Origin of the sequence: Streptomyces sp. B3I8, assembly GCF_030816915.1 — a bacterium.
Classification (GTDB): Bacteria; Actinomycetota; Actinomycetes; order Streptomycetales; family Streptomycetaceae; genus Streptomyces.
Map to the genome: position 1 here is coordinate 6,504,583 of NZ_JAUSYN010000002.1, position 26,933 is coordinate 6,531,515.

At 71.0% G+C, this 26,933-nt stretch carries 23 protein-coding genes and 1 pseudogene; 18 read left to right on the forward strand and 6 right to left on the reverse strand.

The window, feature by feature from the left end; translation table 11 throughout:
• The first annotated feature begins 46 nt into the window (after window positions 1-46).
• The 3 genes from QFZ64_RS30960 to QFZ64_RS30970 all read left to right on the forward strand — a co-directional run bounded on the left by QFZ64_RS30960 (window position 47) and on the right by QFZ64_RS30970 (window position 2,934).
• A complete protein-coding gene (locus QFZ64_RS30960; protein ID WP_307070776.1) occupies window positions 47-367 on the forward strand; it encodes a hypothetical protein in 321 nt (106 codons plus the stop codon).
• Between the two features lie 106 nt (window positions 368-473).
• The gene (locus tag QFZ64_RS30965) at window positions 474-1,940 is read left to right on the forward strand and encodes an aldehyde dehydrogenase family protein (protein WP_307070777.1); all 1,467 of its coding nucleotides are present in this window, start codon (window positions 474-476) and stop codon (window positions 1,938-1,940) included.
• 163 nt (window positions 1,941-2,103) lie between these two features.
• On the forward strand, window positions 2,104-2,934 hold the full coding sequence (locus QFZ64_RS30970) for a helix-turn-helix transcriptional regulator (RefSeq protein ID WP_307070778.1): 831 nt from the start codon (window positions 2,104-2,106) through the stop codon (window positions 2,932-2,934).
• 25 nt (window positions 2,935-2,959) lie between these two features.
• On the opposite strand, the gene QFZ64_RS30975 is transcribed toward QFZ64_RS30970, so the two are convergent.
• A complete protein-coding gene (locus QFZ64_RS30975) occupies window positions 2,960-3,568 on the reverse strand; it encodes a malonic semialdehyde reductase (protein WP_307070779.1) in 609 nt (202 codons plus the stop codon).
• A 112-nt stretch (window positions 3,569-3,680) separates the two neighbouring features.
• On the opposite strand from QFZ64_RS30975, the gene QFZ64_RS30980 reads away from it, so the two are divergent.
• From QFZ64_RS30980 to QFZ64_RS31015, 8 genes and pseudogenes are all read left to right on the forward strand, one after another.
• Window positions 3,681-4,082: a helix-turn-helix domain-containing protein gene (locus QFZ64_RS30980; RefSeq protein ID WP_307070780.1), complete on the forward strand. Its 402-nt coding sequence runs from the start codon at window positions 3,681-3,683 to the stop codon at window positions 4,080-4,082.
• Window positions 4,083-4,281: 199 nt separating this feature from the next.
• A complete protein-coding gene (locus tag QFZ64_RS30985; RefSeq protein WP_307070781.1) occupies window positions 4,282-7,095 on the forward strand; it encodes a LuxR family transcriptional regulator in 2,814 nt (937 codons plus the stop codon).
• A 133-nt stretch (window positions 7,096-7,228) separates the two neighbouring features.
• Window positions 7,229-7,966 (forward strand): sigma factor, encoded by a 738-nt coding sequence (locus tag QFZ64_RS30990; RefSeq protein ID WP_307070782.1) that lies wholly within the window; start codon window positions 7,229-7,231, stop codon window positions 7,964-7,966.
• Between the two features lie 272 nt (window positions 7,967-8,238).
• Window positions 8,239-8,589 carry a helix-turn-helix transcriptional regulator gene (locus QFZ64_RS30995; RefSeq protein ID WP_307070783.1) on the forward strand — a complete coding sequence of 117 codons (351 nt, stop codon included), beginning with the start codon at window positions 8,239-8,241 and terminating at the stop codon, window positions 8,587-8,589.
• Between the two features lie 231 nt (window positions 8,590-8,820).
• Entirely contained in the window at window positions 8,821-9,588 is a 768-nt protein-coding gene (locus QFZ64_RS31000; RefSeq protein WP_307070784.1) for an SDR family NAD(P)-dependent oxidoreductase, read from the forward strand.
• Window positions 9,589-10,104: 516 nt separating this feature from the next.
• Window positions 10,105-10,242 (forward strand): annotated as a pseudogene (locus QFZ64_RS31005) (VOC family protein); the annotation flags it as partial.
• 33 nt (window positions 10,243-10,275) lie between these two features.
• Window positions 10,276-11,079: an SDR family oxidoreductase gene (locus QFZ64_RS31010; protein WP_307070785.1), complete on the forward strand. Its 804-nt coding sequence runs from the start codon at window positions 10,276-10,278 to the stop codon at window positions 11,077-11,079.
• Window positions 11,080-11,112: 33 nt separating this feature from the next.
• Complete coding sequence (locus QFZ64_RS31015; protein ID WP_307070786.1) at window positions 11,113-12,531, forward strand: sugar porter family MFS transporter; 1,419 nt, start codon at window positions 11,113-11,115, stop codon at window positions 12,529-12,531.
• 64 nt (window positions 12,532-12,595) lie between these two features.
• On the opposite strand, the gene ilvC is transcribed toward QFZ64_RS31015, so the two are convergent.
• Window positions 12,596-13,594, reverse strand: coding sequence for a ketol-acid reductoisomerase (ilvC, locus tag QFZ64_RS31020; protein WP_307070787.1), 999 nt, complete (start codon window positions 13,592-13,594; stop codon window positions 12,596-12,598).
• A gap of 235 nt (window positions 13,595-13,829) precedes the next feature.
• On the opposite strand from ilvC, the gene QFZ64_RS31025 reads away from it, so the two are divergent.
• Window positions 13,830-14,897: a ferritin-like protein gene (locus QFZ64_RS31025; protein ID WP_307070788.1), complete on the forward strand. Its 1,068-nt coding sequence runs from the start codon at window positions 13,830-13,832 to the stop codon at window positions 14,895-14,897.
• Window positions 14,898-14,920: 23 nt separating this feature from the next.
• On the opposite strand, the gene QFZ64_RS31030 is transcribed toward QFZ64_RS31025, so the two are convergent.
• On the reverse strand, window positions 14,921-16,099 hold the full coding sequence (locus QFZ64_RS31030; RefSeq protein ID WP_307070789.1) for a low temperature requirement protein A: 1,179 nt from the start codon (window positions 16,097-16,099) through the stop codon (window positions 14,921-14,923).
• A gap of 548 nt (window positions 16,100-16,647) precedes the next feature.
• Window positions 16,648-17,079 carry a VOC family protein gene (locus tag QFZ64_RS31035; RefSeq protein ID WP_307070790.1) on the reverse strand — a complete coding sequence of 144 codons (432 nt, stop codon included), beginning with the start codon at window positions 17,077-17,079 and terminating at the stop codon, window positions 16,648-16,650.
• Window positions 17,080-17,438: 359 nt separating this feature from the next.
• On the opposite strand from QFZ64_RS31035, the gene QFZ64_RS31040 reads away from it, so the two are divergent.
• From QFZ64_RS31040 to QFZ64_RS31050, 3 genes are all read left to right on the forward strand, one after another.
• Window positions 17,439-17,672: a hypothetical protein gene (locus QFZ64_RS31040; protein WP_307070791.1), complete on the forward strand. Its 234-nt coding sequence runs from the start codon at window positions 17,439-17,441 to the stop codon at window positions 17,670-17,672.
• 274 nt (window positions 17,673-17,946) lie between these two features.
• Entirely contained in the window at window positions 17,947-18,366 is a 420-nt protein-coding gene (gene panD, locus QFZ64_RS31045; RefSeq protein WP_307070792.1) for an aspartate 1-decarboxylase, read from the forward strand.
• A gap of 90 nt (window positions 18,367-18,456) precedes the next feature.
• A complete protein-coding gene (locus QFZ64_RS31050) occupies window positions 18,457-18,810 on the forward strand; it encodes a GNAT family N-acetyltransferase (RefSeq protein WP_307070794.1) in 354 nt (117 codons plus the stop codon).
• Between the two features lie 559 nt (window positions 18,811-19,369).
• Here the strand turns inward: QFZ64_RS31050 and gndA are convergent.
• The gene (gene gndA / locus QFZ64_RS31055; protein ID WP_307070795.1) at window positions 19,370-20,809 is read right to left on the reverse strand and encodes an NADP-dependent phosphogluconate dehydrogenase; all 1,440 of its coding nucleotides are present in this window, start codon (window positions 20,807-20,809) and stop codon (window positions 19,370-19,372) included.
• A gap of 483 nt (window positions 20,810-21,292) precedes the next feature.
• On the opposite strand from gndA, the gene QFZ64_RS31060 reads away from it, so the two are divergent.
• Complete coding sequence (locus tag QFZ64_RS31060) at window positions 21,293-22,585, forward strand: transglycosylase family protein (RefSeq protein WP_307070796.1); 1,293 nt, start codon at window positions 21,293-21,295, stop codon at window positions 22,583-22,585.
• Between the two features lie 40 nt (window positions 22,586-22,625).
• On the opposite strand, the gene QFZ64_RS31065 is transcribed toward QFZ64_RS31060, so the two are convergent.
• Window positions 22,626-23,831 carry a DMT family transporter gene (locus QFZ64_RS31065; protein WP_307070797.1) on the reverse strand — a complete coding sequence of 402 codons (1,206 nt, stop codon included), beginning with the start codon at window positions 23,829-23,831 and terminating at the stop codon, window positions 22,626-22,628.
• A gap of 429 nt (window positions 23,832-24,260) precedes the next feature.
• Between QFZ64_RS31065 and glgA the strand changes: the two genes are divergently transcribed.
• On the forward strand, window positions 24,261-25,460 hold the full coding sequence (glgA, locus tag QFZ64_RS31070) for a glycogen synthase (RefSeq protein WP_307070798.1): 1,200 nt from the start codon (window positions 24,261-24,263) through the stop codon (window positions 25,458-25,460).
• A gap of 101 nt (window positions 25,461-25,561) precedes the next feature.
• Window positions 25,562-26,782, forward strand: coding sequence for a glucose-1-phosphate adenylyltransferase (gene glgC / locus QFZ64_RS31075; protein ID WP_307070799.1), 1,221 nt, complete (start codon window positions 25,562-25,564; stop codon window positions 26,780-26,782).
• Window positions 26,783-26,933: the final 151 nt, after the last annotated feature.

Consider the following 26,933-nt stretch of genomic DNA (forward strand, 5'->3'; position numbering starts at 1 on the left):
CCCGACGCCGGAAGCCGGGAGGAGACGACCTCACAGGCTGACCACGATGGACCGTTCCAGCCCTTCGGGCACCACGGAGACAGGGCCGCACGGGTTCGCACAGTCCCAGAAGTGGCTGATCGGCGTGCCGTTCCGGTCCACCGCCTCCCGCGTGGTCTGGATGTACTACGTGGTGGACGACGCCGGTGACGTCTCAGGAGCGGTGCGTGCCGCCCTGGCGCGCGCCGACAGTGTCCAGGAGAGGCAGGCGCGGGGCGGCGGGTCCGTCACGGCAGAGGACCTGGAGGTCCGCAGGATCACGCTGGACATCCTCGGGCACACGGGCCTGGACGGCCCCGGCGACCGGTCGGCCACGCCCTCGTGGTGAGGGCCAGGAGCGGCGGGCGGCGCCTCGCGCCGCGGCCGGGACGTCCCACGGCAGTGCCGCGCTCGCACGGTTCTGTGACCCGGATCATGGGCACGGGAAAGCATGGATGTCCCGCGCCGCGGGGTGTTCGCTGGGCGGCATGAACGAAAGCCCCGCGACTCCTTTCCCGACTCCTTCCCACTGGATCGACGGCCGTGCCGTCACCGGCTCCGGACCGTTGATCGACGTCGTGAACCCCGCCGACGAATCGATCGTCGCCCACCTGCACGAGGCCACCGCCGACGACGTGGACATGGCAGTCGACGCCGCGGTCGCCGCCTTCCCCGGATGGGCCTCGAAGCCCCCGCGGCACCGGGCGGACGTCATGCGGCGTCTGGCCGAGGGCCTGCGGAAGCGGAGCGAGGAACTGGCGGCCACCATCACCCTGGAGATGGGCGCCCCCATAGCCTTCTCCCGGCAGGCGCAGGTCGGATTCCCGGTCGCGTCCGTTCTGGCCGCCGTCGCCGCGGCCGAGCAGCTCGAGTGGACGGAGACGGTCGAGAACTCGCTCGTCGTCCGCGAACCCGTCGGAGTGGTGGGGGCCATCACCCCGTGGAACTTCCCGTTGCAGCAGTTGGTGACCAAGGTGGTCCCGGCGATGCTGGCGGGCAACAGTGTGGTCCTCAAGCCCTCGGAGATGTCTCCCCTCAGCGCCCGTATGTTCGCGGAGATCGCGACGGAGGCCGGGCTCCCGAACGGTGTGTTCAATGTGGTGCAGGGGACCGGTCCGGTTGTCGGTGAGGCCCTGTCCCGCCACCCGAAGGTCGACATGATCTCGTTCACCGGGTCCACCCGCGCCGGCAAGAGCGTCTCCGGCGCCGCCTCCGCCACGGTGAAGCGCGTCGCACTCGAACTGGGTGGCAAGGCCGCCCACATCATCCTCCCCGAGGCCGACCTTGACTCCGCCGTCACCCGCGGACTCGCCTTCGCCTGGGCCAACGCCGGCCAGGCCTGCGGTGCCTACGTGCGCATGCTCGTGCCCGAGGACCTTCAGGCGGCCGTGGTCGACAGGCTCCGGACCGCCGCCCAGGAGTACGTGGTCGGTGATCCCGCCGCCGAGGCCACGCGGATCGGACCACTCGCCTCGGAGACCCAGCGCCGGCGCGTCGACGGCTACATCCGGCGCGGCATCGCCGACGGCGCCACCCTCGTGACGGGCGGCCCCGGCCGTCCGGAGGGTTTCGGGACCGGCGCCTACGTCAGGCCCACGATCTTCGCCGACGTCGCACCCGAATCGGTCATCGCCCAGGAGGAGATCTTCGGACCCGTCCTGGTCGTCATCCCCTACACCGACGACGATCACGCCGTCGAGATCGCCAACGGCACGGTCTACGGCCTCAACGCCGCGGTGACCGGGGACGAGGACCACGCCATGGCGATCGCCATGCGCCTGCGTGTCGGCCAGGTCGACGTCAATGGCGGCCCGCACAACTTCCAGGCGCCGTTCGGCGGATACAAGCAGTCCGGCAACGGCCGGGAGATGGGCCGCGCGGGTCTCGAGGAGTTCCTGGAGACCAAGGCGATCACACGCTGACGCACCCTGCCACCGTTTCCGCGAAGAACACACTGTTCGTCGGGAATGCGGCAACCCCGGTGCGGCGTTGACTCGTTGTTACGTGCTTGACATCTCGTTGATCCACTGAATCACGGCGGTGCGCTCGAACCGGGGCGGTACGGCCCCGTGCGAAAGGACGACCATGGCGGACCGCGCGGCGCTGGCCGCGTTCCTGCGGGCGCGCCGCGAGGCCCTGCAACCCGAGGACGTCGGGTTGCCGCGCGGCCGCCGCAGGCGAACCGGAGGGCTGCGCCGGGAGGAGGTCGCGGCCCTGTGCGACATGTCGGTGGACTACTACGGCCGGCTGGAGCAGCCGCGGGGCCCCCACCCCTCGGAACACATGCTCACCGCGATGGCCCGCGGCCTGCGCCTGTCACTGGAGGAACGTGATCTCCTGTTCCGGCTCGCCGGTCACGCCCTGCCGCGCCGGGCGCGACGCGGTGATCACGTCGCCCCCGGGACGATGCGCATCCTGGACCGGCTGGAGGACACTCCCGCCCAGGTGATGAACCACCTGGGCGAGACGCTGACCCAGACACGCCCCGCGGTGGCCCTGCTGGGTGACCAGACCGCTCACACGGGACTGGCTCGCAGTGCCCACTACCGCTGGTTCACGGACCCTGCCGCCCGCCTGGTCCACCCCGAGAGCGATCACGCCGAGCAGAGCCGTCTCATGGTGGCCGACCTCCACAGCGCCTACTCCCGCGACGGGGGCGACTCGGGTGCCGCCACGCTCGTGGACGCGTTGAACAGGGAGAGTCCCGAGTTCGCCGGCCTGTGGCGGCAGCGCCCCGTGCTGGGACCGTACTGCGCCTCCAAGCGCTTCGTGCACCCACAGGTCGGAACACTCGAACTGCACTGCCAGACACTGATCGATCCCGACCAGTCCCAGCGGCTCGTGGTCTACACCGCGACACCGGGGACCGAGAGCCACACCAACCTCGGACTGCTGTCCCTCCTGCCGCTCTTGTGAAGGGCGGCCCTCACGGCTTCCCGGGTCAGGCCCAGTCGAGGGCGTGCTCGTGGGCCAGCCTCGGCATGCGGTCGAACGCCGGAGGTCCGGCCGGGTGCCCGATGTTGACCACGAGGATGGAGTGCCAGTCGCTGTCGGCGAAGAACTCCTTGTCGATTCCGGCCGGGTCGAAGCCGGCCATCGGGCCCGCGGCCAGACCGAGGGCGCGCACGGCGAGGATGAAGTAGCCGGCCTGCAGCGGTCCGTTGAACGAGGTGATGGCCTCGCGCTGGGCGGGCTCGTTCTCGAAGTGCTCCCTCATCTCCGGGCGGATGGGCAGGACGTGCGGGATGTGCTCGTGGAAGCGGTGGTCCACGGCGAGAACCGCGACGACGGGCGCGGAGGCCGACTTCGGCCGGTTCCCCTCGTCGAGGTGCGGCAGCAGGCGCTCCTTGCCTTCGGCCGTACGGACGTACAGGACGCGCAACGGCTGGGTGTTCGCTGCGGTCGGTGCCCAGCGGGCGAGTTCCCAGATGCCGGTGAGCGTCTCGTCGTCGACCGGCGTGTCGGCGAAGGAGTACGCGGTGCGGGCGTCGGTGAAGAGCGCGGCGCCGGCCTCTGCGGGGATGCGGGGGAGGAGTCCGGGAACGGACATGCGAAGTCTCCTGGCTCGTTGTGCTCGTTCTATAAGAGTAACTAGGTAAAACCTGGCCACTAGGAAAAACAGAGCGACCTTCGGCAGAGTAGCACCCGGTTACCCTGGGGGCATGGAGAAGGCGAAGGGCACCCGATCGGCGGACACGGACGGCACGGAGGCCGAGCGGCATCATCCGGCGGCTTGTGACGGCGCGCTGACCAAGGCGTTCGGCTTTCTCGGCAAGCGGTGGAACGGCGTCCTCCTGGCCACCTTGCAGCACGGCCCACTGGGCTACGCCGAGTTGCGGCGCGCGGTGGAGGGCATCAGCGACTCGGTCCTCTCGGAGCGGCTCTCCGAGCTGTCCGCCGCGGGTCTCGCGTACCGCGAGGTGGAGCCCGGACCGCCCGTCATGGTGCGCTACCGTCTCACTCCGGACGGGACAGCCCTGATGCCCATCCTCACCGAGCTGGCCGGATGGGCGTCCCAGCACCTCCCGGACACGCCGACTTCGCGGCGCGGCGGCCGCGGTTAGACGTCGCCGTCGTGGTGACACGAAGGAACGACAGCGTTGCGAGCTTCCGTGTGACAGCCTCCGCCCCATCTCTCACGTGGATTGAGTCACAAGGTGTAGACACAAGGTGTGGTGTCTGCTCCGGGTATCGTGAAAGGGATCGTTCCGACACCCGTTGCGGGAGCTCGCCGTCCCCGGAGCCACCTGAGGAGCCACGCGCATGATCGCCAGCCCGCTTCCGGACCTGGTCGGTCGGCACCGTGAGTGCGCGGCACTCGACGACCTGCTGGTCGGCCTTCGTGAGGGCGGGTCCCGGGTGCTGGTGATCCGCGGCGAGGCGGGCATCGGGAAGACGGTGCTCCTGGAGTACCTGGCCGCGCAGGCGTCACGGACGAAGGTGACTCGGGCGCAGGGCATCGAGGCGGACATGGAGCTGCCCTACGCGAGCCTGCACCAACTGTGCGCGCCTTTCCTCGACGAGCTGGACGACCTGCCGGAACCTCAACGTGAAGCCCTGCGTGTGGCGTTCGGCATGGCGGCCGGGGACCCGCCCGACCGCTTCCTGGTCGGCCTCGCCGTGCTCACGCTGCTCACCCGGGCCTCGGAGACGCGGCCGGTGCTCGTCCTGATCGACGACGCGCAGTGGCTGGACCAAGTTTCCCTGCAGACACTGGAGTTCGTGGCCAGAAGGCTGCTCGCCGAGGCGGTCGCGATGGTGTTCGCGGTACGCGACCCCGAAGGACAGCACGCCCTGACCGGTCTGCCGGCCCTCGACATCGGCGGCCTCGATGCCTCCGCCGCGGGGAACCTCCTGGAAAAGGCCGTCGGAGGACGACTGGAGAAGCGGGTCCGGGACCGGTTCGTGGCCGAGATGCACGGCAACCCCCTTGCCCTGCTGGAGTTCTCCCGAGGCCGCAGCGCCGCCGAACTGGCCTACGGCCTGGACTCGTCCGGTCACCCGATGGTCCAGGGCCCGGTCGCGACCCGGATCGAGCGGGACTTCGCCCACCGGCTCGGGGCACTGCCGGAGGCGACGCGGACGCTGCTGCTGATCGCCGCGGCGGAACCGCTCGGTGACGCCCGCCTGTTGGCCCGCGCGGCCGCCACGCTCAACCTCACCCTCTTCGCCGCTCCCGCCAAGGTGGCCGGACTGATCGAGTTCGGCGAGTCCGTCCGGTTCAGGCATCCGCTGGTCCGTTCGGCCGTCTACCACCAGGCCGCACCCGAAGCGCGCCGAGCGGCACACCGGGCCCTGGCCGTCGCCACGGACCCGGTCCTGGACCCCGACCGGCGCGCCTGGCACGCCGCCCAGGCCGCGGACGGGCCGGACGAGGAGGTCGCCGCCGGGCTGGAACGCGCTGCCGACCGCGCCCGGCAGCGCGGGGGCATCGCAGCCGAGGCGGTACTGCTGGAACGCGCGGCCGAGGTGACACCGGACCGCCGGCCACGGGGGCGCCGCGCCCTGGCGGCGGCGGAGGCGCACTTCTCCGCCGCGGCGCCCGACCGGGCCACAGAGCTCGCGACAGTGGCCGAACTGTGTCCCCTCAGCACCCTGGACCGCGCCCGCCTGGCGCGGCTGCGGGCCCGGATCCTCTTCGCCCGCAGTCGCAGCGACGAGGCGGCGCCCCTTTTCCTCGACGCGGCCGCGCAGTTCACCGCCGCCGGGTCGCCGCTGGCGCGGGAGACGTACCTGGAGGCGATCAGCGCCACCATCTTCGCGGGCCGTGTCCACGGCCCCACCGGGGCCCGCGCCGCCGCGATCGCCGCACGCGCGTCGGGCGCGCCCCCCTCCGGCTCCGAGGCCGCCGACCTCCTTCTGGACGGTGTGGCCGCGCTCCTCACGGACGGGTACGAGACCGGTGTGCCGGCGCTGCGCGGCGCCCTGGAACTGCTGGCCACCGAAGAGCTGCGCACACGGGAGTCGACCGTGCGCTGGCTCCTGCTCGTACCGGTCGCGCTGGAGGCGTTCATCCACTACGCCTGGGACCTGCACGCGTGGGACACACTGTCCAGCCGCGCGGTGCGCCTGGCCCGCGACATCGGCGCTCTCGGCGCCCTGCCACCGGCCCTCGTCTACGCCGGTGGGGTGCACATCCATTACGGCGACTTCGCCGAGGCGGCCAGGATGATCGACGAGGCCGACGCCCTCGCCGCCGCGACCGGTCACGCGCCGCACAAGTACGCGACACTGGTGCTGGCCGCGTGGCGGGGCGAGGCGGACGTCGCCTCCAGGATCATCGAGGAGGCCCGGCAGAGGGCCGATCAGCGGGGCGAGGTGTCCCTGCTGGGCGCCACGGGCTACATACAGGGAGTGCTGTACAACGGCCTGGCCCGGTACGAGGAGGCACTGGAGGCCGCGCGCACCGGCATCGAGCACGACGGGTTCAACTTCGTAGGCCTGTCGCTGGTCGAGCACGTCGAGGCCGCCACACGGTGCGGTGAGCCGGACCAGGCCAGGGCCTCACTGGACCGGCTGGTCGATCTCACCCGCGCGGCCGACTCCGGCTGGGCCCGCGGCGCCAGGGCCCGCAGCCGGGCTCTTCTCGCCGACGGCGACGAGGCCGACCGGCTGTACCGGGCGGCGATCGTGGAGTTCGGTCGCGGCGGCGTCACCGTGGAGGTGGCCCGTAGCCATCTGCTGTACGGCGAGTGGCTGCGCCGTACCCACCGCCGGTCGCTGGCCCGCGAGCACCTGCGTACGGCTCACGGGATGTTCGACGGGATGCGGGCGCATGCCTTCGCCGAACGAGCCCGCCGCGAGCTGCTCGCCACCGGGGAGCACGTCAGGGCGCGGGAGACCAGGGTGACCAGCGCCCTCACCCCCCAGGAGTCACAGGTCGCCGCACTCGCCGCCGACGGCATGACGAACGCGAAGATCGGCGCGGAGCTGTTCATCAGTCCGCACACCGTGGAGTGGCACCTGCGGAAGGTGTACACGAAGCTCGGGATCAACTCGCGTCGCGCGCTGCCGGGTGCCCTGGCGAGCACCCGGCCCGTGGACAGGAAAGGCGAGGGCATCGTGCATGTCGGCTGAGAGTCCGTAGGCCCCTGGCCCCCCGGGCCCCACGGACTCGACCACGGACAACAAGGGCGCGATGGGGGGTGCCGCGGACGGAGGGTGGACCCATCGCCCCTGAAGGGGCGTCCGTTCACCAGAAGGAGTCCCGATGCCCGCGCCCACTCCGGAGACCATCACGCCGGCCGGCACCTCGGCCGCCCGGCCCGCCGAGGGCGACCTGGACACCGCCCTCGACGTTTTCCTGACCCAGCGGAAACGACTGTTCCGCCTCGCCCACCGGATCGTCGGCGATGCCTCGGGAGCCGAGGACGTGGTGCAGGAGGCATGGGTGCGCTGGCAGCTCACCGACCGCGCGGACGTCAAGAACCCGGCCGCCTTCCTGACCACGACCACCACCCGCCTGGCGATCAACGTCGTCCAATCGGGACGGCGCCGGCACGAGACGCCGTCCGAACCGCGGTTCACCGACCTCGACGACCACGCCACCTCCGACGACCCCATACTGTGCGCCGAGCGGACCGCGGCGATCGAGTCGGCCCTGGCCCTGCTCATGGCCAGGCTGACGCCCGATCGGCTGGCCGCCTACGTGCTGCGTAAGGGGTTCGACTACACCTACGTGGAGCTGGCGAAGGTGCTACGGATCAGTGCCCCCAACGCACGCGTGGTGGTCCACCGCGCCCAGGCCCGTCTCGACAGCGAACGCGAGCGGCCGATCCCCACCGAGTCGCACCGTCGCCTCGTCGACGCGTTCAGGACCGCCGCCGACACCGGTGACCTCGAGGGCCTCCTGCGACTGCTCGTCCCCGAGGAGCGGGTGCACCGCTTGGCGACGCCGTCCCGCAGACCGGCCGGTCCGGCACACTTCACGGCCCGCCACGCCGCGTGACCAACGACGGCTGTCTCCCGCCCGGCGGCGATCCGTTGTCACATCCACGGCCTCCGTCCTGTCTCCCTTGTGCCGGGAGACCGCCCGGCTCCCAGCAGTCGCGCGCCGGGGACAGCAGGGAGGCCACCACCCATGAGCGACGAGCGCCCCTGTCCGGCAAGCCGACTCCGCCACCCGTTGACAGGCCGCAGTCTCGCTTCCGGCCTTGAGGGAAGGCTCCCTGGCGCACCCCCTTGTTCGACAGGCGCCGAACGTTCGGTAGCATGGCCGGTATGCCCGACCGTCACGCGTCGCCCGTCGAGAGCGAGATCTCCCTGCCGCGCCTGCTCGGAGTGCTCAGCGATCCGACGCGGTTGGGAATCGTCCGGATCCTGTCCGACGGTGCGGAGAGAGGGTGGGGGCAGTTCAGCGCTCCCGTCGCCAAGTCCACGCTCAGCCATCACCTCAAGATGCTGCGTGAGGCGGGCGTGACGCAGACCCGCCAGGAGGGCACGCGGTGCTTCGTGAAGCTGCGGGGCGACGCCCTGGAGGCTCGCTTTCCCGGCTTCCTGCCGGCGCTGCTGTCCGCCGCCGTCGCCGACCACATCGGAGACCACGTCACCGAGCGGGACGAGCAGGCCTGACCTCGTAAGCACTCCGCGCCGCACGCGTACCGCAGGGGTGCGCATCCTTGGTTGATGTGTTCATGATTATCGAGTGGGTGTGGCGGCCGCATCACGCATGAGCGACTCCGGCGCGCCCGACCGGCTTTGGCGCCTGCCTCCCGCGGCCGTCGTCGTCACCCCCATTTGACGTCTCCGTCGGCCCTGCCCATAGTGTTCTATGTACATCGAACATCGAACAAGGAGCCCCCGATGTCCCTGAACCACCCCCGCCAGACGTTCTCCGGCCACGTCGTGATCGTCACCGGCGCGGGGACCGGCATTGGCCGAGCCACCGCCGTCGCCTTCGCCGAGACGGGCGCGCGCGTGCTCGGAGTGGGCCGTCGTGAGGAGCTGTTGAAGGAGACAGCCGCGGCCCACACCAACATCGACGTCCTGGCGATCGACATCCGCCGCGACGACGCGCCCGGCAAGGTGGTGGGCGCAGCCGTGGAGCGGTGGGGACGCCTCGACCACCTGATCAACAACGCCGGCGCGACAGCGGTCATGCCACTGGCGGAGACCGAGAGGCAGACGATCGTCGACCTGCTCGCGCTCAACGTCGTCGCACCCAGTCTTCTGGCCCGTGAAGCCCTGCCGTACCTGCGCCGGGCCTCGGGGTCGATCATCAACCTCTCCAGCACCTACGGGCACCGTCCGATGGCGGGGGGCGCGCACTACTCGGCCACCAAGGCCGCCATCGAGCAGATGACGCGGAGTTGGGCTCTGGAGCTGGCCGGCGAGGGTGTCCGTGTCAACTCCGTCGCTCCCGGCCCCACCCGTACCGACGTCATGCTGCACGCAGGTCTGACACCGGAGGCGGCCAACGACATGTACGCCTATGAGCGCGACCGCATTCCGACCCACCACATCGCGCACGCCGACGAGGTGGCTCACTGGATCCTCCGCATGGCGGACCCGGCCGGACGCCACGCGACCGGTCAGGTGATCACCGTCGACGGCGGCCTGGAACTCGTCTGACCCTGCTGCCCGGGGCCCTCCCGCGCGACGGCCCCGAAGGGTCACGAACCAGTGGCGCGTTCGGTCGGCAAGGTGTTCCGGAGCGGATGCGCAGAGGCGGACCCCCGACGTGCTCAGCGCACCGACACGATCGTCCAGGACATGCCGGGGCCGGGGCCGCGCAGCCGCCCTCTGCGGTGTCGACCCCGTGAAGAGCGGCAAGGCGACCCGCTCCGCTGGTGAGGCGGTCACCGAGGACATCGCACCAGGCATCGTGCGCCACTGATGCGGTGACAGGTCCGCGTGAGGTGATGCGATCACCCTGCCTCTCTCGCATGTCCTGAACGACGGACGTGCGTCCCACGGCCCCCTCACTTCCTCCGTCACGAGTGATCGTCGGTGTCACGGATCGTCCCCCGGCCCGGTCACATGTCGTAGGCGCAGGTGGTGCGATCACGGCACCCGCGTGGACACCGACGGGCCGGACTTCTGGAGCCGACCCGTGACAGCTCGGGCCGACGAGGGGACGACGGGACGATGACATCACCGGGGAAGCTGCCCGCACCGCGACACGGCCTCCTGCTCACGCACTCCCTCACGGTGCGCGACGTCGCCGTCTCCCGGCGGTTCTGCGCCGGCGTCTGCGGCGGAGAGGTGGTGATGGCGGAGAACCCGCCGCGCCGCGACCGGTGGCGGAGGAGTACCTGAATGAAGGTCGTTGTGTGGGACGACGGCGGGCTCATCGGCGTGGAGACCGCGCTCTGGGTCAGGGATCACGGGCACGAGGTCGAACTGCTCTCCGCACCCCACGGTCTCGACTCGTACACACGGGAGGAGGTCGCGGAGGTCCTGCGGGACTGCTCAGTGGTGATCGACCTCCTGTGCCGGCCGTCCCTGGCCATCGGGACTCTCACCGAGGACCAGGGATTCGTCATCGACGAGGAGGCCCTCGTCGGCTCATGGCTGCGGTCGACCCGGAAGCTGCTCCAGGCGGAGACAGCAGCCGGTGTCATCTACCACGTCGCGCTGTCCGTGGCTGGAGTGGACCGGGCAGCGAGCAGGGGTGTCTTCCGAGCTCTCAAAGCTCGGGAATCGATCATCCAGCGGTCCGCGACACCCCACTTCATCCTGCGGTCCACCCAGATGTTCGAATCGGCCGAGGAGATAGCGACCGCCGGAACCGAGGACCGGATCGTACGGGTGCCGCCGGTCGACGTGCGTCCGGTGGCTCTGACGGACGTGGCCATGATGCTCGCGCACACCGCGGTGTCCCGGCCCAGGACCGGGGTTCACGAGATCGCCGGTCCGGAGAAGATCGGCCTGGACACTTTCGTGCGTGCCGCCCTCGCGGCGAACGCGGAGTACCGCCGTGTGTTCACGGACGCCCACAGCCCTTTCTTCGGCACGCGCCTCGGGCCCTCGGACCTTCTTCCCGACGCGTACGCCTTCATCGCGCAGACGAGTTACCGGGAATGGTTCGCCAGTCGGCCTTCGCCCGGAATCAATCCCTGACGGACCACGACGCCGTCCTCTCCAGGAGTACACATGACCAGCACCTCACACGCGCCCGCGTCCGGAGCCGGGACGGCTCCTCCCGATCATCTCGGTCACGTCGTCTTCATCGCGGCGGCGGCCGCGATGGGCGGCTTCCTGTTCGGCTACGACAGTTCCGTGATCAACGGCGCCGTCGAGGCCATCCGGGACCGCTACGACGTCGGCTCCGCGGTGCTGGCCCAGGTCATCGCCGTCGCTCTGATCGGCTGTGCCATCGGTGCCGCGACCGCGGGACGCATCGCGGACCGCATCGGCCGTATCCGGTGCATGCAGATCGCGGCGGTCCTCTTCACGGTCAGCGCCGTCGGCTCCGCGCTGCCCTTCGCGCTGTGGGACCTCGCCATGTGGCGCGTCATCGGCGGGTTCGCCATCGGCATGGCCTCGGTGATCGGCCCCGCCTACATCGCCGAGGTCTCCCCGCCCGCCTACCGCGGCCGCCTCGGCTCCTTCCAGCAGGCCGCGATCGTCATCGGCATCGCCGTCTCGCAGCTGGTCAACTGGGGTCTGCTGAACGCCGCCGGCGGTGACCAGCGCGGCGAACTGATGGGCCTGGAGGCCTGGCAGGTCATGCTCGGCGTCATGGTGGTCCCGGCCGTCCTGTACGGCCTGCTGTCCTTCGCCATCCCCGAGTCACCCCGCTTCCTGATCTCGGTGGGCAAGCGCGAGCGCGCCAAGCGGATCCTCGAAGAGGTCGAGGGCAGGGACGTGGACTTCGACGCCCGCGTCACCGAGATCGAGCACGCCATGCACAGCGAGGAGAAGTCCTCCTTCAAGGATCTCCTCGGCGGCAGCTTCTTCTTCAAGCCGATCGTCTGGATCGGTATCGGCCTGTCGGTGTTCCAGCAGTTCGTCGGCATCAACGTCGCGTTCTACTACTCCTCGACGCTGTGGCAGTCGGTCGGCGTCAACCCGGCGGAGTCCTTCCTCTACTCGTTCACCACGTCGATCATCAACATCATCGGCACCGTGATCGCGATGATCTTCGTCGACCGGATCGGCCGCAAGCCGCTCGCCCTGATCGGCTCCGTCGGCATGGTGATCGGGCTGGGGCTGGAGGCCTGGGCCTTCTCCTTCGCCCTGGTCGACGGCAAGCTCCCGGCCACCCAGGGCTGGGTCGCCCTGATCGCCGCCCACGTCTTCGTCCTCTTCTTCGCCCTGTCGTGGGGTGTGGTCGTCTGGGTCTTCCTCGGCGAGATGTTCCCCAACCGGATCCGTGCCGCCGCCCTCGGCGTGGCCGCCTCCGCGCAGTGGATCGCCAACTGGGCCATCACCGCGAGCTTCCCCTCGCTGGCCGACTGGAACCTGTCCGGGACGTACGTGATCTACACGGTGTTCGCCGCGCTCTCCATCCCGTTCGTGCTGCGGTACGTCAAGGAGACCAAGGGCAAGGCCCTGGAGGAAATGGGCTGACATGGGCCGACCGGCAGGCCGGTGGTCGCGCCCCCGCGGCGCGACCACCGGCCTGCCCGGCCTGTCACGCTCCTTCGTCGACCCAGCTCATGAGCTTGCGGAGCTCCTTGCCGGTGGTCTCCAGGAGGTGCTCGGAGTCCTGCTTCTTGTACTCGTTGTACTTCTTCAGACCGCCGTGGTACTCGTCCATCCAGTTCTTGGCGAAGGTGCCGTCCTGGATCTCGGCGAGGACCTTCTTCATCTCGGCCTTGGTGGCGTCGGTGATGATCCGCGGGCCGGTGACGTAGTCGCCCCACTCGGCGGTCTCGGAGATCGACCAGCGCATCTTCTCCAGGCCGCCCTCGTACATGAGGTCGACGATGAGCTTCAGCTCGTGCATGCACTCGAAGTAGGCGATCTCCGGCTGGTAGCCCGCCTCGGTCAGCGTCTCGAAGCCCGCCTTGACCAAGGCGGTGACCCCGCCGGCGAGGACGGCCTGCTCGCCGAAGAGGTCGGTCTCGGTCTCCTCGGTGAAGGTCGTCTTGATGACGCCGGCGCGGGTGCCGCCGATGCCCTTCGCGTACGACAGGGCCAACTCCCAGCCCCTGCCGGTCGCGTCCTGCTCGACGGCCACGAGACAGGGGACGCCGCGGCCCTCCTCGTACTGGCGGCGCACCAGGTGGCCCGGGCCCTTGGGGGCGACCATGCAGACGTCCACGCCGGCCGGGGGCTTGATGAAGCCGTAGCGGATGTTCAGGCCGTGGCCGAAGAACAGCGCGTCGCCGTCCTTCAGGTTCGGGGCGATGTGCTCCTCGTAGACCTGGGCCTGGATCGGGTCCGGCACGAGGATCATGATGACGTCGGCCTCGGCGGTCGCCTCGGCGGGGCTGACCACGCGCAGGCCCTGCTCCTCGGCCTTGGCCTTGGACCTGGAGCCCTCGTGCAGGCCGACGCGGACGTCGACACCCGAGTCACGCAGCGACAGCGCGTGGGCGTGGCCCTGGCTGCCGTAACCGATGACCGCGACCTTGCGGCCCTGGACGAGGGACAGGTCGGCGTCGGCGTCGTAGAACAACTCAGCCATGAGACTCACCTTTCGTGGACGATTTCCCGGGCGACACGCGGACCCGGTTGGGCACGTATCCGTGAACGGGCGGCGGGTCCTCGTCGGCCGAGAGGGCGTAACACTATCTCACACTCTCTCAGCGTCGACGGGGTGCCTGAATCGCAGTACTCATGTGTCACACATGTTTTGTTCCCCCTGTCAAAGGGGTGGCCGCACAAGAGCCGACCGCGACATCGAAAGAGAACCCCCACCCATGCCTGACGACCGTATCGACACCTCTGACAGCTCTTCCGGGACGGGAATCGCAAGCCTGGACGACCTGCGCAGGCACCTGCAGTGGGCCATCGAGGTGGAACACTCCACCCTGCCGCCCTACCTGACCGCCCTCTACTCCCTCGACCCCGAGCGGAACGCGGACGCCGTGCAGCTCATCGGTGGCGTCTTCGTGGAGGAGATGATCCACCTCGCCCTGGCCGCGAACCTGCTCAACGCCGTGGGCGGACAGCCCCTCCTCGACGCGCCGCACCTGATGCCTCCCCACCCGCGCACCATGCCGCACGCGGACCCGTCCATCGAGCTGGCCCTGCTGCCGTTCGGGCAGGAGGCCCTTGCGATGTTTCTCCGTCTCGAACAGCCGGCGCACCCGGGGGACCCGGCCGAGGGCGACCGCTACGAGACCATCGGGCAGTTCTACAACGCGATCGAGAAGGGGCTGCGGCGCCTGTGCGCGGAAAGGGGAGAAGACCAGATCTTCACCGGGGACCCCGCCCGTCAGGTCGCCGGCGGCCCGTTCGCCCACACCGCGGGGCACCTCAGCCCGGTCACCGACCTCGAGTCGGCACTCGGGGCGCTGAAGGAGATCGTCGAGCAGGGCGAGGGCGCGGCCCGCACCGACGTCTGGGACGGGGACATCGACCTGTTCCACCCCGAGACCAGGGCGGTCTCCCACTACTACCGGTTCAAGGAGCTGGCGCTGGGCCGGCGCTACCAGCCCGGCGACACACCCGAGTCCGGCCCCACCGGAGACGCGGTGACCGTCGATCCCGCCGGCATCCGCCCGTTGCGCCCCAACCCGCGACCGGACGATCACCCCGAAGGCAGTGCGATCCGCGCCGCGCAGGAGGCGTTCGACAGGACCTACTGCAAGATGCTGGGGCAGTTGGAGCAGGCGTTCAACGGCAATCCGGCGATGCTGGGCATCTCGGTGGGCACGATGTACGCGCTGAAGGGACAGGCACAGAGTCTGACGGCCATGCAGGACGGAGAGGCACTGGCCGCGGGCCCGACCTTCGACTACGTCGCACCCGAGGATCGCGGGTAGCGGCTCGGGGCGGCGCGGCGGGGTCAGGCTTGTTCCTGCCCCTCGTGCCGGGCGGCGAACACGTGCGCACCGACCATCACAAACGCGATGACACCGGTGCACAGCACGGTGAACGGCGTGAAGGTGGTGGCGAGCACGGCGAGTGCCGCGACAGGGGAGAGAACGCCGGCCTTGCCGGACACCCGCGCGGCCCGCCGGTGCAGTAGCCACACACAGGTGATGAAAAGGGCGACGGGCACCGTGTACGTGGCCGCGGCCTGGACGTCGGTGAGGGCCGCATGGCCGGTGGCACGGGCGACGTTGACCGCCAGTGCCGCTCCCACCGCGGCCGCGGAGGCGAACACCACGTAGTGCCCGTAGCCCCACAGCATGGCCGTGGACTGGGTCCTCAGGCGGCGCGGGGCGTCCTGGGCGAAGTACAGCCACCAGAGCGCGAAGACGGTCAGGATTCCGCCCAGCGCGATGGTCAGGACGGAGCCGGTCTCCTGGTGGGTGTCCAAGGCGGTGCGGACGGCCAGGCCGGCGGCCATGACGGACTCGCCGAGCACGATCAGGGTGAACAGCCCGTAGCGCTCGGCTATGTGCTGCGGGTGCCAGGTGGTGCCCACGGCCCGCTCCGCCCAGACCGGCACCGCGAGTTCGCCCACGGCGAGGGCGGCGAACGAGACGATGCCTCCGTCGTGCGGCAGGAGCAGCCGGACCAGCCAGCCGACCTGCAGCACCAGGATGCCCAGGGCGTACCGCAGGGCGGACCTCCGACGCTGCCGGTCCGTGTACGCGGCGCGCAGCCATTGAGTGACCATGGCCAACCGCATGATCACGTAGCCCCAGGTGATGACCGTGAAGTCGCCGCGCGCCAGCGCCTCGGTGGCTCCCGCCGCCATGACCAGAGCCCCCGTGATCTGGACCAGGGTCAGGAGGCGATAGGGCACGTCGTCCGTGTCGTACGCGGAGGCGAACCAGGTGAAGTTCATCCATGCCCACCAGATCGCGAAGAACACGAGCGCGTAGCCGAGCAGACCGTGAAGGGAACGCCCCGCGGCGATCTCGTGCTCGAACGCAGAGGATGCCTGCGCCACGGCGGCGACGAAGCAGAGGTCGAAGAACAACTCCAGGGAACTGGACGTGCGATGGTCCTCGCCGGCGTGCCGGGCGAGCATCGGCCGGTACCAGGCGCTGGACGGGCGGGGTGACTGACTCATGACGTCCTGGTCTGTAGTGGCAGCGGTGACAGAGGCGACCGGTGGCACGGGCAGCCGTGTCGTCGCGGTACGAGAGTCTTTCGCGGTGCTCACGGCCGTCCCGCCCGCTTCGCCACCCACTACGACCGGATGCGGTGCCGATCGGTGACAGCACCGTTGGAACACCGTGCGCCGAGCAGTCATCGGCGCGGACCTTCACGGGCGGGCGTCCGGTGCCGATGGAGACGCTCCAGATCGGCGACAGGACATCGAAGCGCGACTCGGAGGTCCGCTTGCGGACGTGAGGTTCGAAGCCATGGTGGCCGGGCGGAACACGGTGGTGACCTCGACCCTTCTTGGCCCCCATATTCCCCTTCCGGTCTGTGTCGACGGATGCCCGCATGGCGGGTCACGCCTCCCGCCGACGGGCCGTGCCGCCGGCGACACCGCAGCCGCGCGGACGGAAGACGACTCCTTCTCGAAGCAGAGCTGCCGGCACGCGCAGCCCATGGGGAAGTCTGCGCTTCGCCGACGCACCACCCCGCACCGGACGAGACGCCGGACGCCGCCTACGGGTTCGGTACCTCCTGGAGGACCCAGCCATTGCCGTCCGGGTCGGTGAAGTCCGCGTACGTGCAGTAGTCGCGACGCTGGGGGTCGGGGCCGCTGATCCATTTCTCGCCCGTGCAGCGGTGGAAGATGTCGCTGGTGTCGTGGTAGACGTCGCCGACCTCCACGCCCCGGCCGACCAGCTCGTCCCGGGCCTCGTAGATGTCCGAGACGATGAGGTGGAGGCCCTTGGACGACCCGGGGGCGGCCAGAGTGACGCCGGTGCCGAAGAGGACCGAGCAGGGCGAACCGGGGGGTGTCATGTGGACGACCCGGTAGGTCTCGTCCGTGACGTGGTCGGTGTCGAGGCGGAAGCCGACCGCCTCGTAGAAGGCCTTGGCCCGGTCGACGTCGGAGACGGGCAGAACTACGACTTCCAGTTTGAGATCCACTTGTCGCCACTCTCTTACGACTCACCGTGGGACGGTGTCATCGTCTCAGGCGCGATGCGCCCGCTCGTTCCGGAGTGTGTGGTCTCCATCGGCAACCGTCACACGCGTTGTCACAGGATACCGTCCTCGAACCGCGTCACACGGAGCGCCGTAAGTGCCGGAAGCGGCCCGGCAAAGGCGCGTCATGGAGGCACAGGCGCAGGACGTCTCCCCGGCTCGGTCACTCGGGAGTCGCGAGCCGCGCAGCGCAGGAGAGGATACTTGCCCTCCATTGTTCCGTGTGACACGGTGTCACATATTGTTGTTCCGGCGTCGGGCATCACGAGCGCCGCACTGCCGAAGGAAAGGCAAGGCCCGAAATGACATCGCAAGGCCTGAGGAAGCTCGTCTCCGCGAGTCTGGTCGCGTTTGCCGCGGCGGGCGTCACGGTCGGGGGAGCCGCAGCCGCGTACGCCGACACCATGGTCGGAAGCTACAGCACGCAGGCACAGTGCCTCGCGGTGAAGGTCGTCTACCAGAGCAGCGACCCCAGCGGTGGCTACTACTGCGACAACGACCTCGAGGCCGGCTACTGGAACCTCTGGAAGCGGTAGGCGCTTCGGTTCCCGCGTTCCGCGTTCCGCGTTCCGCATGCCGGCCCGCCGGCCCAGTCGGTGGGCCGGCCGTGTCGCGAGGGCTGCGTACGAGGGGGCGGTCGTCTCCTCGGCGGGATGGATCCGGGCGTTCCGCAATGGCCGTGTGTTCGTGTCGAACGCCTGGGCTTCCGCCGCACGCGGGCTGTCCGGACACGCGGCAGGTTGTAGGCTGTCGACACAGCCCTTGACCTGCAAGTACGCAGGCAGGGAGCCTACTGTTGGGAGTACCCCGATGTTCCGTACAATGTTCAAGTCCAAGATCCACCGCGCCACCGTCACCCAGGCCGACCTGCACTACGTGGGATCGGTGACGATCGACGCCGAGTTGCTCGACGCGGCGGATCTGCTGCCGGGTGAGCTCGTGCACATCGTCGACATCACCAATGGGGCCCGGCTCGAGACGTACGTCATCGAGGGGGAGCGCGGGTCCGGGGTCATCGGGATCAACGGGGCCGCCGCGCACCTGGTGCATCCCGGGGATCTGGTGATCATCATCAGCTACGCGCAGGTGTCCGACGCCGAGGCGCGGGAGTTGCGGCCGCGTGTGGTGCACGTCGACGAGGGGAACCGCATCGTGTCTCTCGGTGCCGACCCGGGGGAACCCGTGCCGGGGTCGGACCAGCGGCGCAGCCCGCACGCCGTCGGCGCCTGACGCGGCCGGCGGTGGGTGAGGCCATCGTCGTGGGGGTACGTCGTAGGCCGGATCGGTCCGGGCAGGCCGGGCGTCCAGAAAGGTGGGCACATGAGTGACGACGGTGGCATCCACATCCGTGACGACCGGGCGGCGGGACGGCTCGCGGCCTACGCGGGGGACGAGGTGGTCGGACGCGTGGAGTACTTCGTGCTCGACGAGCCCGCTCGCGCGCTCGTCCCCGTGCACACGATCGTCGAGCCCGCGCACGAGGGGAAGGGCATCGCCGGTTCCCTCGCGCGGGAGCTCTACGGGATCGCCGGGCGTGAGGGTGTCGCGGTGGCGCCCCTGTGCCCGTACGTCGTGAAGTGGGCCGCGCGCCATCCCGACGAGGCACCGGCGGCGGATCCCGCGCTGATGCGGGCGGCGGAGGAGTGGGTGACCGCCCACCCGGGGCGGTTCTGACCCGCGGTTCCCACGGTTCCGCCCGCGCGAGCGGGTGACTGGGCGGTCGGGGTGCGGGTAGGCGGGGGAGTAGTCCAGAGCCGACGTAGCGATGGCTGGAGGACAGCATGACGCAGCCCTACCCCGACCCTGTGCCGCCGGGGCCGACGCCGGGCCCGGTGCCGACGCCGCCCGGGCCGACGCCCGGACCGGACCCGGTCCCGCCGGACCCGGCACCCGCGCCGCCGGCACCCACGCCTCCGGCGCCGACCCCGCCGGCCCCCACTCCGCCGGGGCCCGCGCCCACCCCGCCCTCGCCCACTCCGCCGGGGCCCGCGCCCACCCCGCCCTCGCCCACTCCGCCGGGGCCGGGGCCCGACCGGCCCGAGCCGGTTCCGGAACCCGGACCGGCTCCGGGCCCCACCCCCGAGCCGCCAGGGCCGTTGTCCTGAGGAGCCCGTAGGGGACGGGGGCCGGTCTCCGCCCACTGATTACGTGGGTTCTCGCGCCGGATCCCGCGCCCCCGTAGGGGACGCGGGATCCGGCGTACGGGGGCGCCGCGCCCCCGGTCAAGGCGTCCTTACGCCTCCACCTCCGTGCGGTCGCCGCCCCACAGCGTGTGGAACGAGCCCTCGCGGTCCGTGCGGCGGTAGGTGTGGGCGCCGAAGTAGTCGCGCTGCCCCTGGGTGAGGGCCGCGGGGAGGCGGTCGGCGCGCAGGGCGTCGTAGTAGGCGAGGGCCGCCGCGAAACCGGGGGCTGGAACGCCCTGGCGGGTGGCCGCGATCAGGACCTCGCGCCAGTCGTCCTGCGCGTCCGCGATCTCCTGGGCGAACGTCTCGTCCGACAGCAGGCTCGGCAGGTCCGGACGGGTGTCGTACGCCGCGCGGATGCGGTCCAGGAACGCGGCCCGGATGATGCAGCCGCCCCGCCAGATCGCCGAGACCGCGCCCGGGTCGACGTCCCAGCCGTACTCCTTGCTGCCCGCCGCGATCTCGTGGAAGCCCTGCGTGTACGAGACGATCTTCGACGCGTACAGCGCCTGCTCGACGCGGTCCGCGAACGCCGCCGCCTCCGAAGGGGACAGCGCGGACGCCTTCGGGCCCGCCAGACCCCGGGAGGCCTCGCGCAGCGCCGCGTGCCCGGACAGCGAGCGCGCGAACACCGCCTCCGCGATGCCCGACACCGGCACGCCCAGGTCGAGCGCGATCTGCACCGTCCAGCGGCCGGTGCCCTTCTGTTCCGCCTGGTCCGTCACCACGTCCACGAACGGCTTGCCCGTCGCCGCGTCCACGTGCGACAGGACCTCCGCCGTGATCTCGATGAGGTACGAGTCGAGCCGTCCGGTGTTCCAGGTGCGGAAGATGTCCGCGATCTGCGCGGGGGAGTAGCCGGCCACGTCCCGCAGCAACTGGTACGCCTCGCCGATGAGCTGCATGTCCGCGTACTCGATGCCGTTGTGCACCATCTTGACGAAGTGCCCGGCGCCGTCGGGCCCGACGTGCGTCACGCACGGCGCCCCGTCCGCGGCCTTCGCCGAGATCTTCTCCAGCATCGGCCCGAGCGAGTCGTAGGACTCCTTCGGGCCGCCCGGCATGATGCTCGGGCCGTTGAGCGCGCCCTCCTCGCCGCCGGAGACGCCCATGCCGACGAAGTGGATGCCCTGCTCCCGCAGTTGACGCTCGCGGCGCCGGGTGTCGGCGAAGTGCGCGTTGCCCCCGTCGATGATCATGTCGCCGGGTTCGAGGAGCGGCGCGAACTCCTCGATCACCGCGTCCGTCGGCTCGCCCGCCTTCACCATGACGACCAGTCGGCGCGGACGCTCCAGCGCCGCGACGAAGTCCTTCGCGGTCTCGGCCGCGACGAAGTCGCCCTCGTGCCCGAACTCGTCCACCAGGTCGTGCGTCCGGGACGCCGTCCGGTTGTGCACGGCGACCGTGTAGCCGTTGCGCGCGAAATTGCGGGCCAGGTTGCGGCCCATGACCGCGAGGCCGGTGACACCGATCTGGGCTGAACTGCTCATGCGTGGGCTCCTCAAAGTGTCGTGATCGAAGGCGAGAACGCTGTGGACGTGTGCATGATTCCGGCTGTCGGCGGGGTGCTTCTCCGGTGACGCCGCGATGACGCCGCGATGACGCCCGACGACGCCGCGATGGCGCCTCGGACCCGGGACCGGTTGTGAACGGTATCCGCCAGTATTGCCCAGAATCGCTTTCCCCGTCCTTCCTGGCGTGGTGGTGCGCGTACCGCGTCGCCGCACGTTCCGCCCGTGTGTACGGGCGCGGAGGCCCTCCCGCCTCAGCCGCCCTGTCCACCGATGCGCCCGGACCCGCCGATCCGCCCGGCGCGCCGGTGTGCGCACGCGCCGGAGCGGCGCCGGAGCGCACCGGCAACCGGCGGCGAAAACCGGCCACTTGGCGCACCGGAGCGGCCGACACCACTCTTGTCCCGCTCCGCGCGCACTGGATACGGTGCCCGCTCCTGACGCCTGTCAAGGGGGCTCCCCATGGCCGTACGCGGCCGGCACCGCCGGTACCAGCCGAACAGGATCAACCGCGCCTCGCTCACCGTCACGGCGGGCGGCGCGGGCATGGCACTGCCGCTCATCACCACCGGGGTCGCCCACGCCGCCGACGCCGACACCTGGAACAAGGTCGCCGCCTGCGAATCCAGCGGCAACTGGCACATCAACACCGGCAACGGGTTCTACGGCGGGCTGCAGTTCACCCAGTCCACGTGGGAGGCGTACGGAGGCCGGGCCTACGCGGCGCGCGCCGACCTCGCCACCCGCGACCAGCAGATCGCCGTCGCCGAGAAGGTCCTCGACGGCCAGGGACCCGGCGCCTGGCCGGTCTGCTCCGACCGGGCCGGACTGGCCCGCGGCGGCTCCGGCCCCGACCTCGATCCGGGCACCGCGGGCACCCACACGCAGACCGCCCGGCAGACGGCACAGCGACAGGCCCCGGCCGAGCGTCGGGCGCCGGCACGCAAGCGTACGTCGCACAAGGACGTGACCCCGCAGTCCACGCCCCAGTCCCGCGCCGGCACCGCCGAGATGTACACCGTCGTCCACGGTGACACCCTCTCCGGTATCGCCGACACCCACGACGTACGCGATGGCTGGCACGGCCTCTACGAAGCCAACCGCACCACCGTGGGCTCCGATCCCGACCTCATCCTCCCGGGCCAGCGGCTCACCCTCGACGGCGCGCGCGCGACCGGTCCGGCGGGGAAGGCCGCCACCGGGAAGCGGCACACCGCCGAGAAGAAGGAGAAGCCGAAGGGCAGCTCCAAGGCGGAGTCCAAGGGGAGTCCCAAGGCGAAGCCCAAGGAGAAGCCCAAGGAGAAGCACGACGTCTCCACGCACCGGTCCGCCGCCACGACGGCCGGCCAGAAGGTCGTCGCCCCCGTCGCCGACACCAGCATCGGCACGCGCTACCACGCCGCCGGCTCCTCCTGGTCCAAGGGCTACCACACCGGCGTCGACTTCCCCGTGTCCACCGGCACGTCCGTGCGCTCCGTCGCCTCCGGGCACGTGGTGAGCGCGGGGTGGGGCGGCTCGTACGGTTACCAGGTGGTCGTACGGCACGCCGACGGCCGGTACAGCCAGTACGGTCATCTGTCCGCCATCTCCGTCCGGGCCGGGCAGAACGTGGCGGTCGGCCAGCGCATCGGCCGCTCCGGCTCGACCGGCAACGCGACGGGCCCGCATCTGCACTTCGAGGTGCGGACGGGGCCCGGGTTCGGGTCGGACATCGACCCGGTGGCGTACCTGCGGGCCGGCGGCGTACGGCTCTGAAAAGCGCTGCCCGGCCCCGGCGGTACCGGTCGCGCCCCGCTCAGGAGCCGACGCGGCTGCGGCGCGGGGCGGACAGGGGAGCCGGGTGCGTCAGCGGCGCCGGTATGAACGGCCCGCTGTAGAACGGGCCGAAGGCGTACGGCGGCGTGCACTGGGACGGGCCCCGGAGGGACGCGGGCAGGGTGGCCGCGACGGGAGCGGCCACGGGAGCCGTTGGGACCCGAGCGGCCACGGGAGCCGTTGGGACCGGGGCCGTGGGCGGGGCCTGGACCGGGAGCTCCGCCTGCGCCCTCGTCCCCGCCTCCGCCAGGACGGACGACACCAGGTCGGGCGCGGACCGGAGCGGCTGGGCGGGCACCACTACCGGGGCCGCCGAGGCCATCGACACCGCCTCGTCGGCGGTCGCGCCCCGCTGCTCCCCGCTGATCCGTTCCGACGTGAGCAGGATCAGACCGCCCGCCGCCACGACCCCGCACGCCAGTGCGAGCACGGTCCCCGTGGTGCCGTACCGGAACGTCTCCCCGAACATGGTCAGACCCACCGCGGCGGCGATCACCGGGTTGACGACCGTGACCGTGGCGAGCGGGGCGGCCAGGCCCGCGCCCCGGTACGAGGCCTGCGACAGCAGCGTGCCGACCGTCGCCAGCACCGCGATCGTCGCCACGCTGGGCAGGGACGAGAGCGTCGCGCCGTGCTCCCAGTCCTCCGCGACGGTCTTGGTGAACACCGAGGCGATCCCGAACGCGATGCCGGCCGCGGCGGCGAGCAGCACGCTGCGCACCACCGGGTGACGGTGGGCGGCGCGGGCGGCCGTCATCAGCGCCACGACCGCGCCGGCGGTGACCGCGGCGAGCAGGATCCGCTGCATGCCGTCGAGGGACTGCGCCTCGGCGCTGCCGGTCAGCGCGAGCAGGCCCGCGAGGCCGGCCGTCGCCATCAGCGCGCCGCGCCAGGCGGTGGCGCCGGCCCTGCGGCCCACGAAGAGGGCGGCCATGGGGAGCGCGAACACGATGGTCAGCGCGCCGAGGGGCTGGACGAGGCTGAGGGGGCCGTAGGCGAGGGCGACGACGTGGAGGAGGGCGCCGAGGCCGTTGAGGGCGATCGCCGCCCACCACGCGGGGTTGCGGAGCGGGGCGTAGGTACCGTCGGGGGTGGTCGCCGCGACGCGTTCCTGCACGATGGCGCCGCCCGCGTAGGCCACGGCCGAGATCAGCGACAGCAGCACGGACACCGCGAAGGCGCTCATGAGTGGCTCCTTCGGGGGTGGCCGTGGGGCCGGTGCGGTGCGCTGACTCTTTCCATGTCACCACCTTGCCCCTTGAAACGGCGCGCGTCGTCGTCCCTGAGCATTCATCGGGTCCTACTGCCGATGGAGTACACGGGCCACGGGGTCCTCCCCAGGGTGGGTGACGGGGTGGGGGAGCGCAGGTGGGTTTTCCCGCCCCCGCCGCCCCTCCCCCCATCGTCCTCCAGGGGCTTCGCCCCTTCGACCCCGAAAGACGAGAGGAGCCGCGCCCCCGGGCAGCCAAGGACCACCCTTGAGGGGGCTCCGCCCCCTGGCCCCCGGTTGCCCCCGGCACCGGGCCCGCCCGGGGGCCGCTCCCCGGCCCGGTTCCCTCTTCCCCTCCCCGCGGACATGGGTGACCATGGGGACAAGCGACCCAGGAGGCCATACGTGCGGGTGGGACTGTTGAGCCGGGAGTATCCGCCCGACATCTACGGCGGTGCCGGCGTGCATGTCGAGTTCCTCGCCCGGGAACTCGCGCCGCTCGTCGATCTCACCGTGCACTGCTGGGGCGAGGGGGCCGCCCCGCACGCCAGTCCCGCGGTCACCCGGCACCGCCCCTGGCCCGCGCTCGACGACGCGAACGACGCCCTGCGCACGTTCTCGGTGGACCTCGCCATGGCCGCCGGACTGCGGGACCGCGAACTCGTGCACTCCCACACCTGGTACGCCAACCTCGGCGGCCACCTGGCCAAGCTGCTGCACGGCATCCCGCACGTGATGACCGCGCACTCGCTGGAGCCGCTGCGCCCCTGGAAGGCCGAGCAGCTCGGCGGCGGTTACGCCCTCTCCAGCTGGGCCGAGCGCACCGCGATCGAGGCCGCCGACGCCGTCGTCGCCGTGTCCGGCGCCATGCGCGACGACATCCTCACCTGCTACCCGGCGCTCGACCCGGCCCGCGTGCACGTTCTCCACAACGGCATCGACACCACCCTCTACCGCCCCGACCCCGGCACCGACGTCCTCGACCGGATCGGCCTGGACCCCGGCCGCCCGTACGTCGTCTTCGTCGGCCGCATCACCCGCCAGAAGGGCGTCCCGCACCTGCTCCGCGCCGTGCGCCGGATCGACCCCGCCGCCCAGGTCGTGCTGTGCGCCGGCGCCCCGGACACCCCGGAGATCGACCGCGAGTTCCGCGAGCTGTACGCCGAACTGAGCCGGAGCCGGGCGGACGTGCACTGGATCCCCCGGATGCTGCCCCGCGCGGAGGTCATCCAGCTCCTCACCCACGCCGCCGTCTTCGTCTGCCCCTCGGTCTACGAGCCGCTCGGCATCGTCAACCTGGAGGCGATGGCGTGCGGCACCGCCGTCGTCGCCTCCCGGGTCGGCGGCATCCCGGAGGTCGTGGACGACGGCCGCACAGGTCTCCTCGTCGACCTCGACCCGGGCACGGACCAGACCGGTTTCGAGACCCGCCTCGCGCACGCCCTGGACACCGTCCTCGGCGATCCGGCGACCGCGCGGCGGATGGGCGAGGCGGGCCGCGCGCGGACGCTTCGTGAATTCGGCTGGGACGCCGTCGCCCGCCGAACGGTCCGTCTTTACGAGGAAGTCCTCGGCGGGGCGGCAGAAGACGCCCGTCGGGGGTAGTGAATGTAGTGAATGCAGACAGGACCAGGCAGGACAGGGTGCCGTCCGTGTGTACGGTGCGGCACCACCGGGCGTAGAGGGGCGGCGGGATGGGCGGCGGGATGCGGCGCGGTGGACCTTCGGTGCTGGGAATCGTGTTGGCGGGCGGCGAGGGCAAACGGCTGATGCCGCTGACCGCCGACCGCGCCAAACCGGCCGTGACCTTCGGCGGGACGTACCGGCTCGTCGACTTCGTACTGTCCAATCTGGTCAACGCGGACATCCTGCGGATCTGCGTGCTCACGCAGTACAAGTCGCACTCGCTCGACCGGCACATCACCACCACCTGGCGGATGTCCAGTCTGCTGGGCAACTACGTGACCCCCGTCCCCGCCCAGCAGCGGCTCGGCCCCCGCTGGTACCTCGGCAGCGCCGACGCGATCCTTCAGTCGCTCAACCTGATCTACGACGAGCAGCCCGAGTACGTCGCGGTGTTCGGCGCCGACCACGTCTACCGCATGGACCCGCGCCAGATGCTGGCCCAGCACATCGACTCCGGCGCGGGCGTCACCGTCGCGGGCATCCGCGTGCCGCGCGCCGAGTCGCCGTCCTTCGGCGTGATCACCCCCGGCTCCGACGGCCGCACCGTCGACCGCTTCCTGGAGAAGCCCGCCGACCCGCCCGGCCTCGTCGACGACCCCGACCGCGTCTTCGCCTCGATGGGCAACTACATCTTCACCACCAAGGCCCTCATCGAGGCCCTCCACCGCGACGCCGAGGACGAGAAGTCGGTGCACGACATGGGCGGTTCCCTCCTCCCCATGCTCACGGACCGCGGCGAGGCCCAGCTCTACGACTTCAGCACCAACCACGTCCCCGGCGAGACCAGCCGCGACCAGGGCTACTGGCGCGACGTCGGCACCCTCGACGCCTACTACGAGGCGCACATGGACCTGATCGCCGAGCGCCCCGCCTTCAACCTCTACAACCGCAGCTGGCCCATCTACACCCACTCCACCCAGCTCTCCCCGGCCCGCTTCAACGCCGGCGGCATCGCCAGCGAGTCGATCATCAGCGCCGGCTGCCTCATCCGCGGCCAGGTGACCCGTTCGGTCCTCTCGCCCGACGTCCGCGTCGACCCGGGCGCGGTGGTCCAGGGCTCCGTACTGCACGACAACGTGCACATCGGCCGGGGCGCGATCGTCCGGGGCGCCATCCTCGACAAGAACGTCGAGGTCCCGCCCGGCGCCACGATCGGCGTCAACCCGAGCCGCGACGCCGAGCTCTACACGGTCTCCAAGGGCGGCGTCATCGCTCTGGGCAAGGGACAGCAGGTCCCGTAAGGACGACTCGAACCGCATCGAACCGCATCGAGCGGTATCGAACCGCATCGAGCGGTATCGAACCGCATCGAGCCGCATCGAGCGGTATCGAACCGCATCGAGCCGCAGGAGGAAGCGGAAGCACCCGCACTCGCCCACGTACGGGAGCGGG

Bases quoted from the DNA above. Each gene is read 5' to 3' on its own strand.
- QFZ64_RS30990 (WP_307070782.1), top strand. From the start codon at position 7,229: ATGCCCGCGCCCACTCCGGAGACCATCACGCCGGCCGGCACCTCGGCC.
- QFZ64_RS31065 (WP_307070797.1), bottom strand. From the start codon at position 23,831: ATGAGCGCCTTCGCGGTGTCCGTGCTGCTGTCGCTGATCTCGGCCGTG.
- QFZ64_RS31010 (WP_307070785.1), top strand. From the start codon at position 10,276: ATGAAGGTCGTTGTGTGGGACGACGGCGGGCTCATCGGCGTGGAGACC.
- panD (WP_307070792.1), top strand. From the start codon at position 17,947: ATGTTCCGTACAATGTTCAAGTCCAAGATCCACCGCGCCACCGTCACC.
- QFZ64_RS30970 (WP_307070778.1), top strand. From the start codon at position 2,104: ATGGCGGACCGCGCGGCGCTGGCCGCGTTCCTGCGGGCGCGCCGCGAG.
- QFZ64_RS31060 (WP_307070796.1), top strand. From the start codon at position 21,293: ATGGCCGTACGCGGCCGGCACCGCCGGTACCAGCCGAACAGGATCAAC.
- QFZ64_RS31015 (WP_307070786.1), top strand. From the start codon at position 11,113: ATGACCAGCACCTCACACGCGCCCGCGTCCGGAGCCGGGACGGCTCCT.
- QFZ64_RS30980 (WP_307070780.1), top strand. From the start codon at position 3,681: ATGGAGAAGGCGAAGGGCACCCGATCGGCGGACACGGACGGCACGGAG.
- QFZ64_RS31050 (WP_307070794.1), top strand. From the start codon at position 18,457: ATGAGTGACGACGGTGGCATCCACATCCGTGACGACCGGGCGGCGGGA.
- gndA (WP_307070795.1), bottom strand. From the start codon at position 20,809: ATGAGCAGTTCAGCCCAGATCGGTGTCACCGGCCTCGCGGTCATGGGC.
- QFZ64_RS31030 (WP_307070789.1), bottom strand. From the start codon at position 16,099: ATGAGTCAGTCACCCCGCCCGTCCAGCGCCTGGTACCGGCCGATGCTC.
- QFZ64_RS31025 (WP_307070788.1), top strand. From the start codon at position 13,830: ATGCCTGACGACCGTATCGACACCTCTGACAGCTCTTCCGGGACGGGA.
- QFZ64_RS30975 (WP_307070779.1), bottom strand. From the start codon at position 3,568: ATGTCCGTTCCCGGACTCCTCCCCCGCATCCCCGCAGAGGCCGGCGCC.
- QFZ64_RS30960 (WP_307070776.1), top strand. From the start codon at position 47: ATGGACCGTTCCAGCCCTTCGGGCACCACGGAGACAGGGCCGCACGGG.
- QFZ64_RS31040 (WP_307070791.1), top strand. From the start codon at position 17,439: ATGACATCGCAAGGCCTGAGGAAGCTCGTCTCCGCGAGTCTGGTCGCG.
- QFZ64_RS30995 (WP_307070783.1), top strand. From the start codon at position 8,239: ATGCCCGACCGTCACGCGTCGCCCGTCGAGAGCGAGATCTCCCTGCCG.
- glgC (WP_307070799.1), top strand. From the start codon at position 25,562: ATGCGGCGCGGTGGACCTTCGGTGCTGGGAATCGTGTTGGCGGGCGGC.
- QFZ64_RS30965 (WP_307070777.1), top strand. From the start codon at position 474: ATGTCCCGCGCCGCGGGGTGTTCGCTGGGCGGCATGAACGAAAGCCCC.
- ilvC (WP_307070787.1), bottom strand. From the start codon at position 13,594: ATGGCTGAGTTGTTCTACGACGCCGACGCCGACCTGTCCCTCGTCCAG.
- QFZ64_RS30985 (WP_307070781.1), top strand. From the start codon at position 4,282: ATGATCGCCAGCCCGCTTCCGGACCTGGTCGGTCGGCACCGTGAGTGC.
- QFZ64_RS31000 (WP_307070784.1), top strand. From the start codon at position 8,821: ATGTCCCTGAACCACCCCCGCCAGACGTTCTCCGGCCACGTCGTGATC.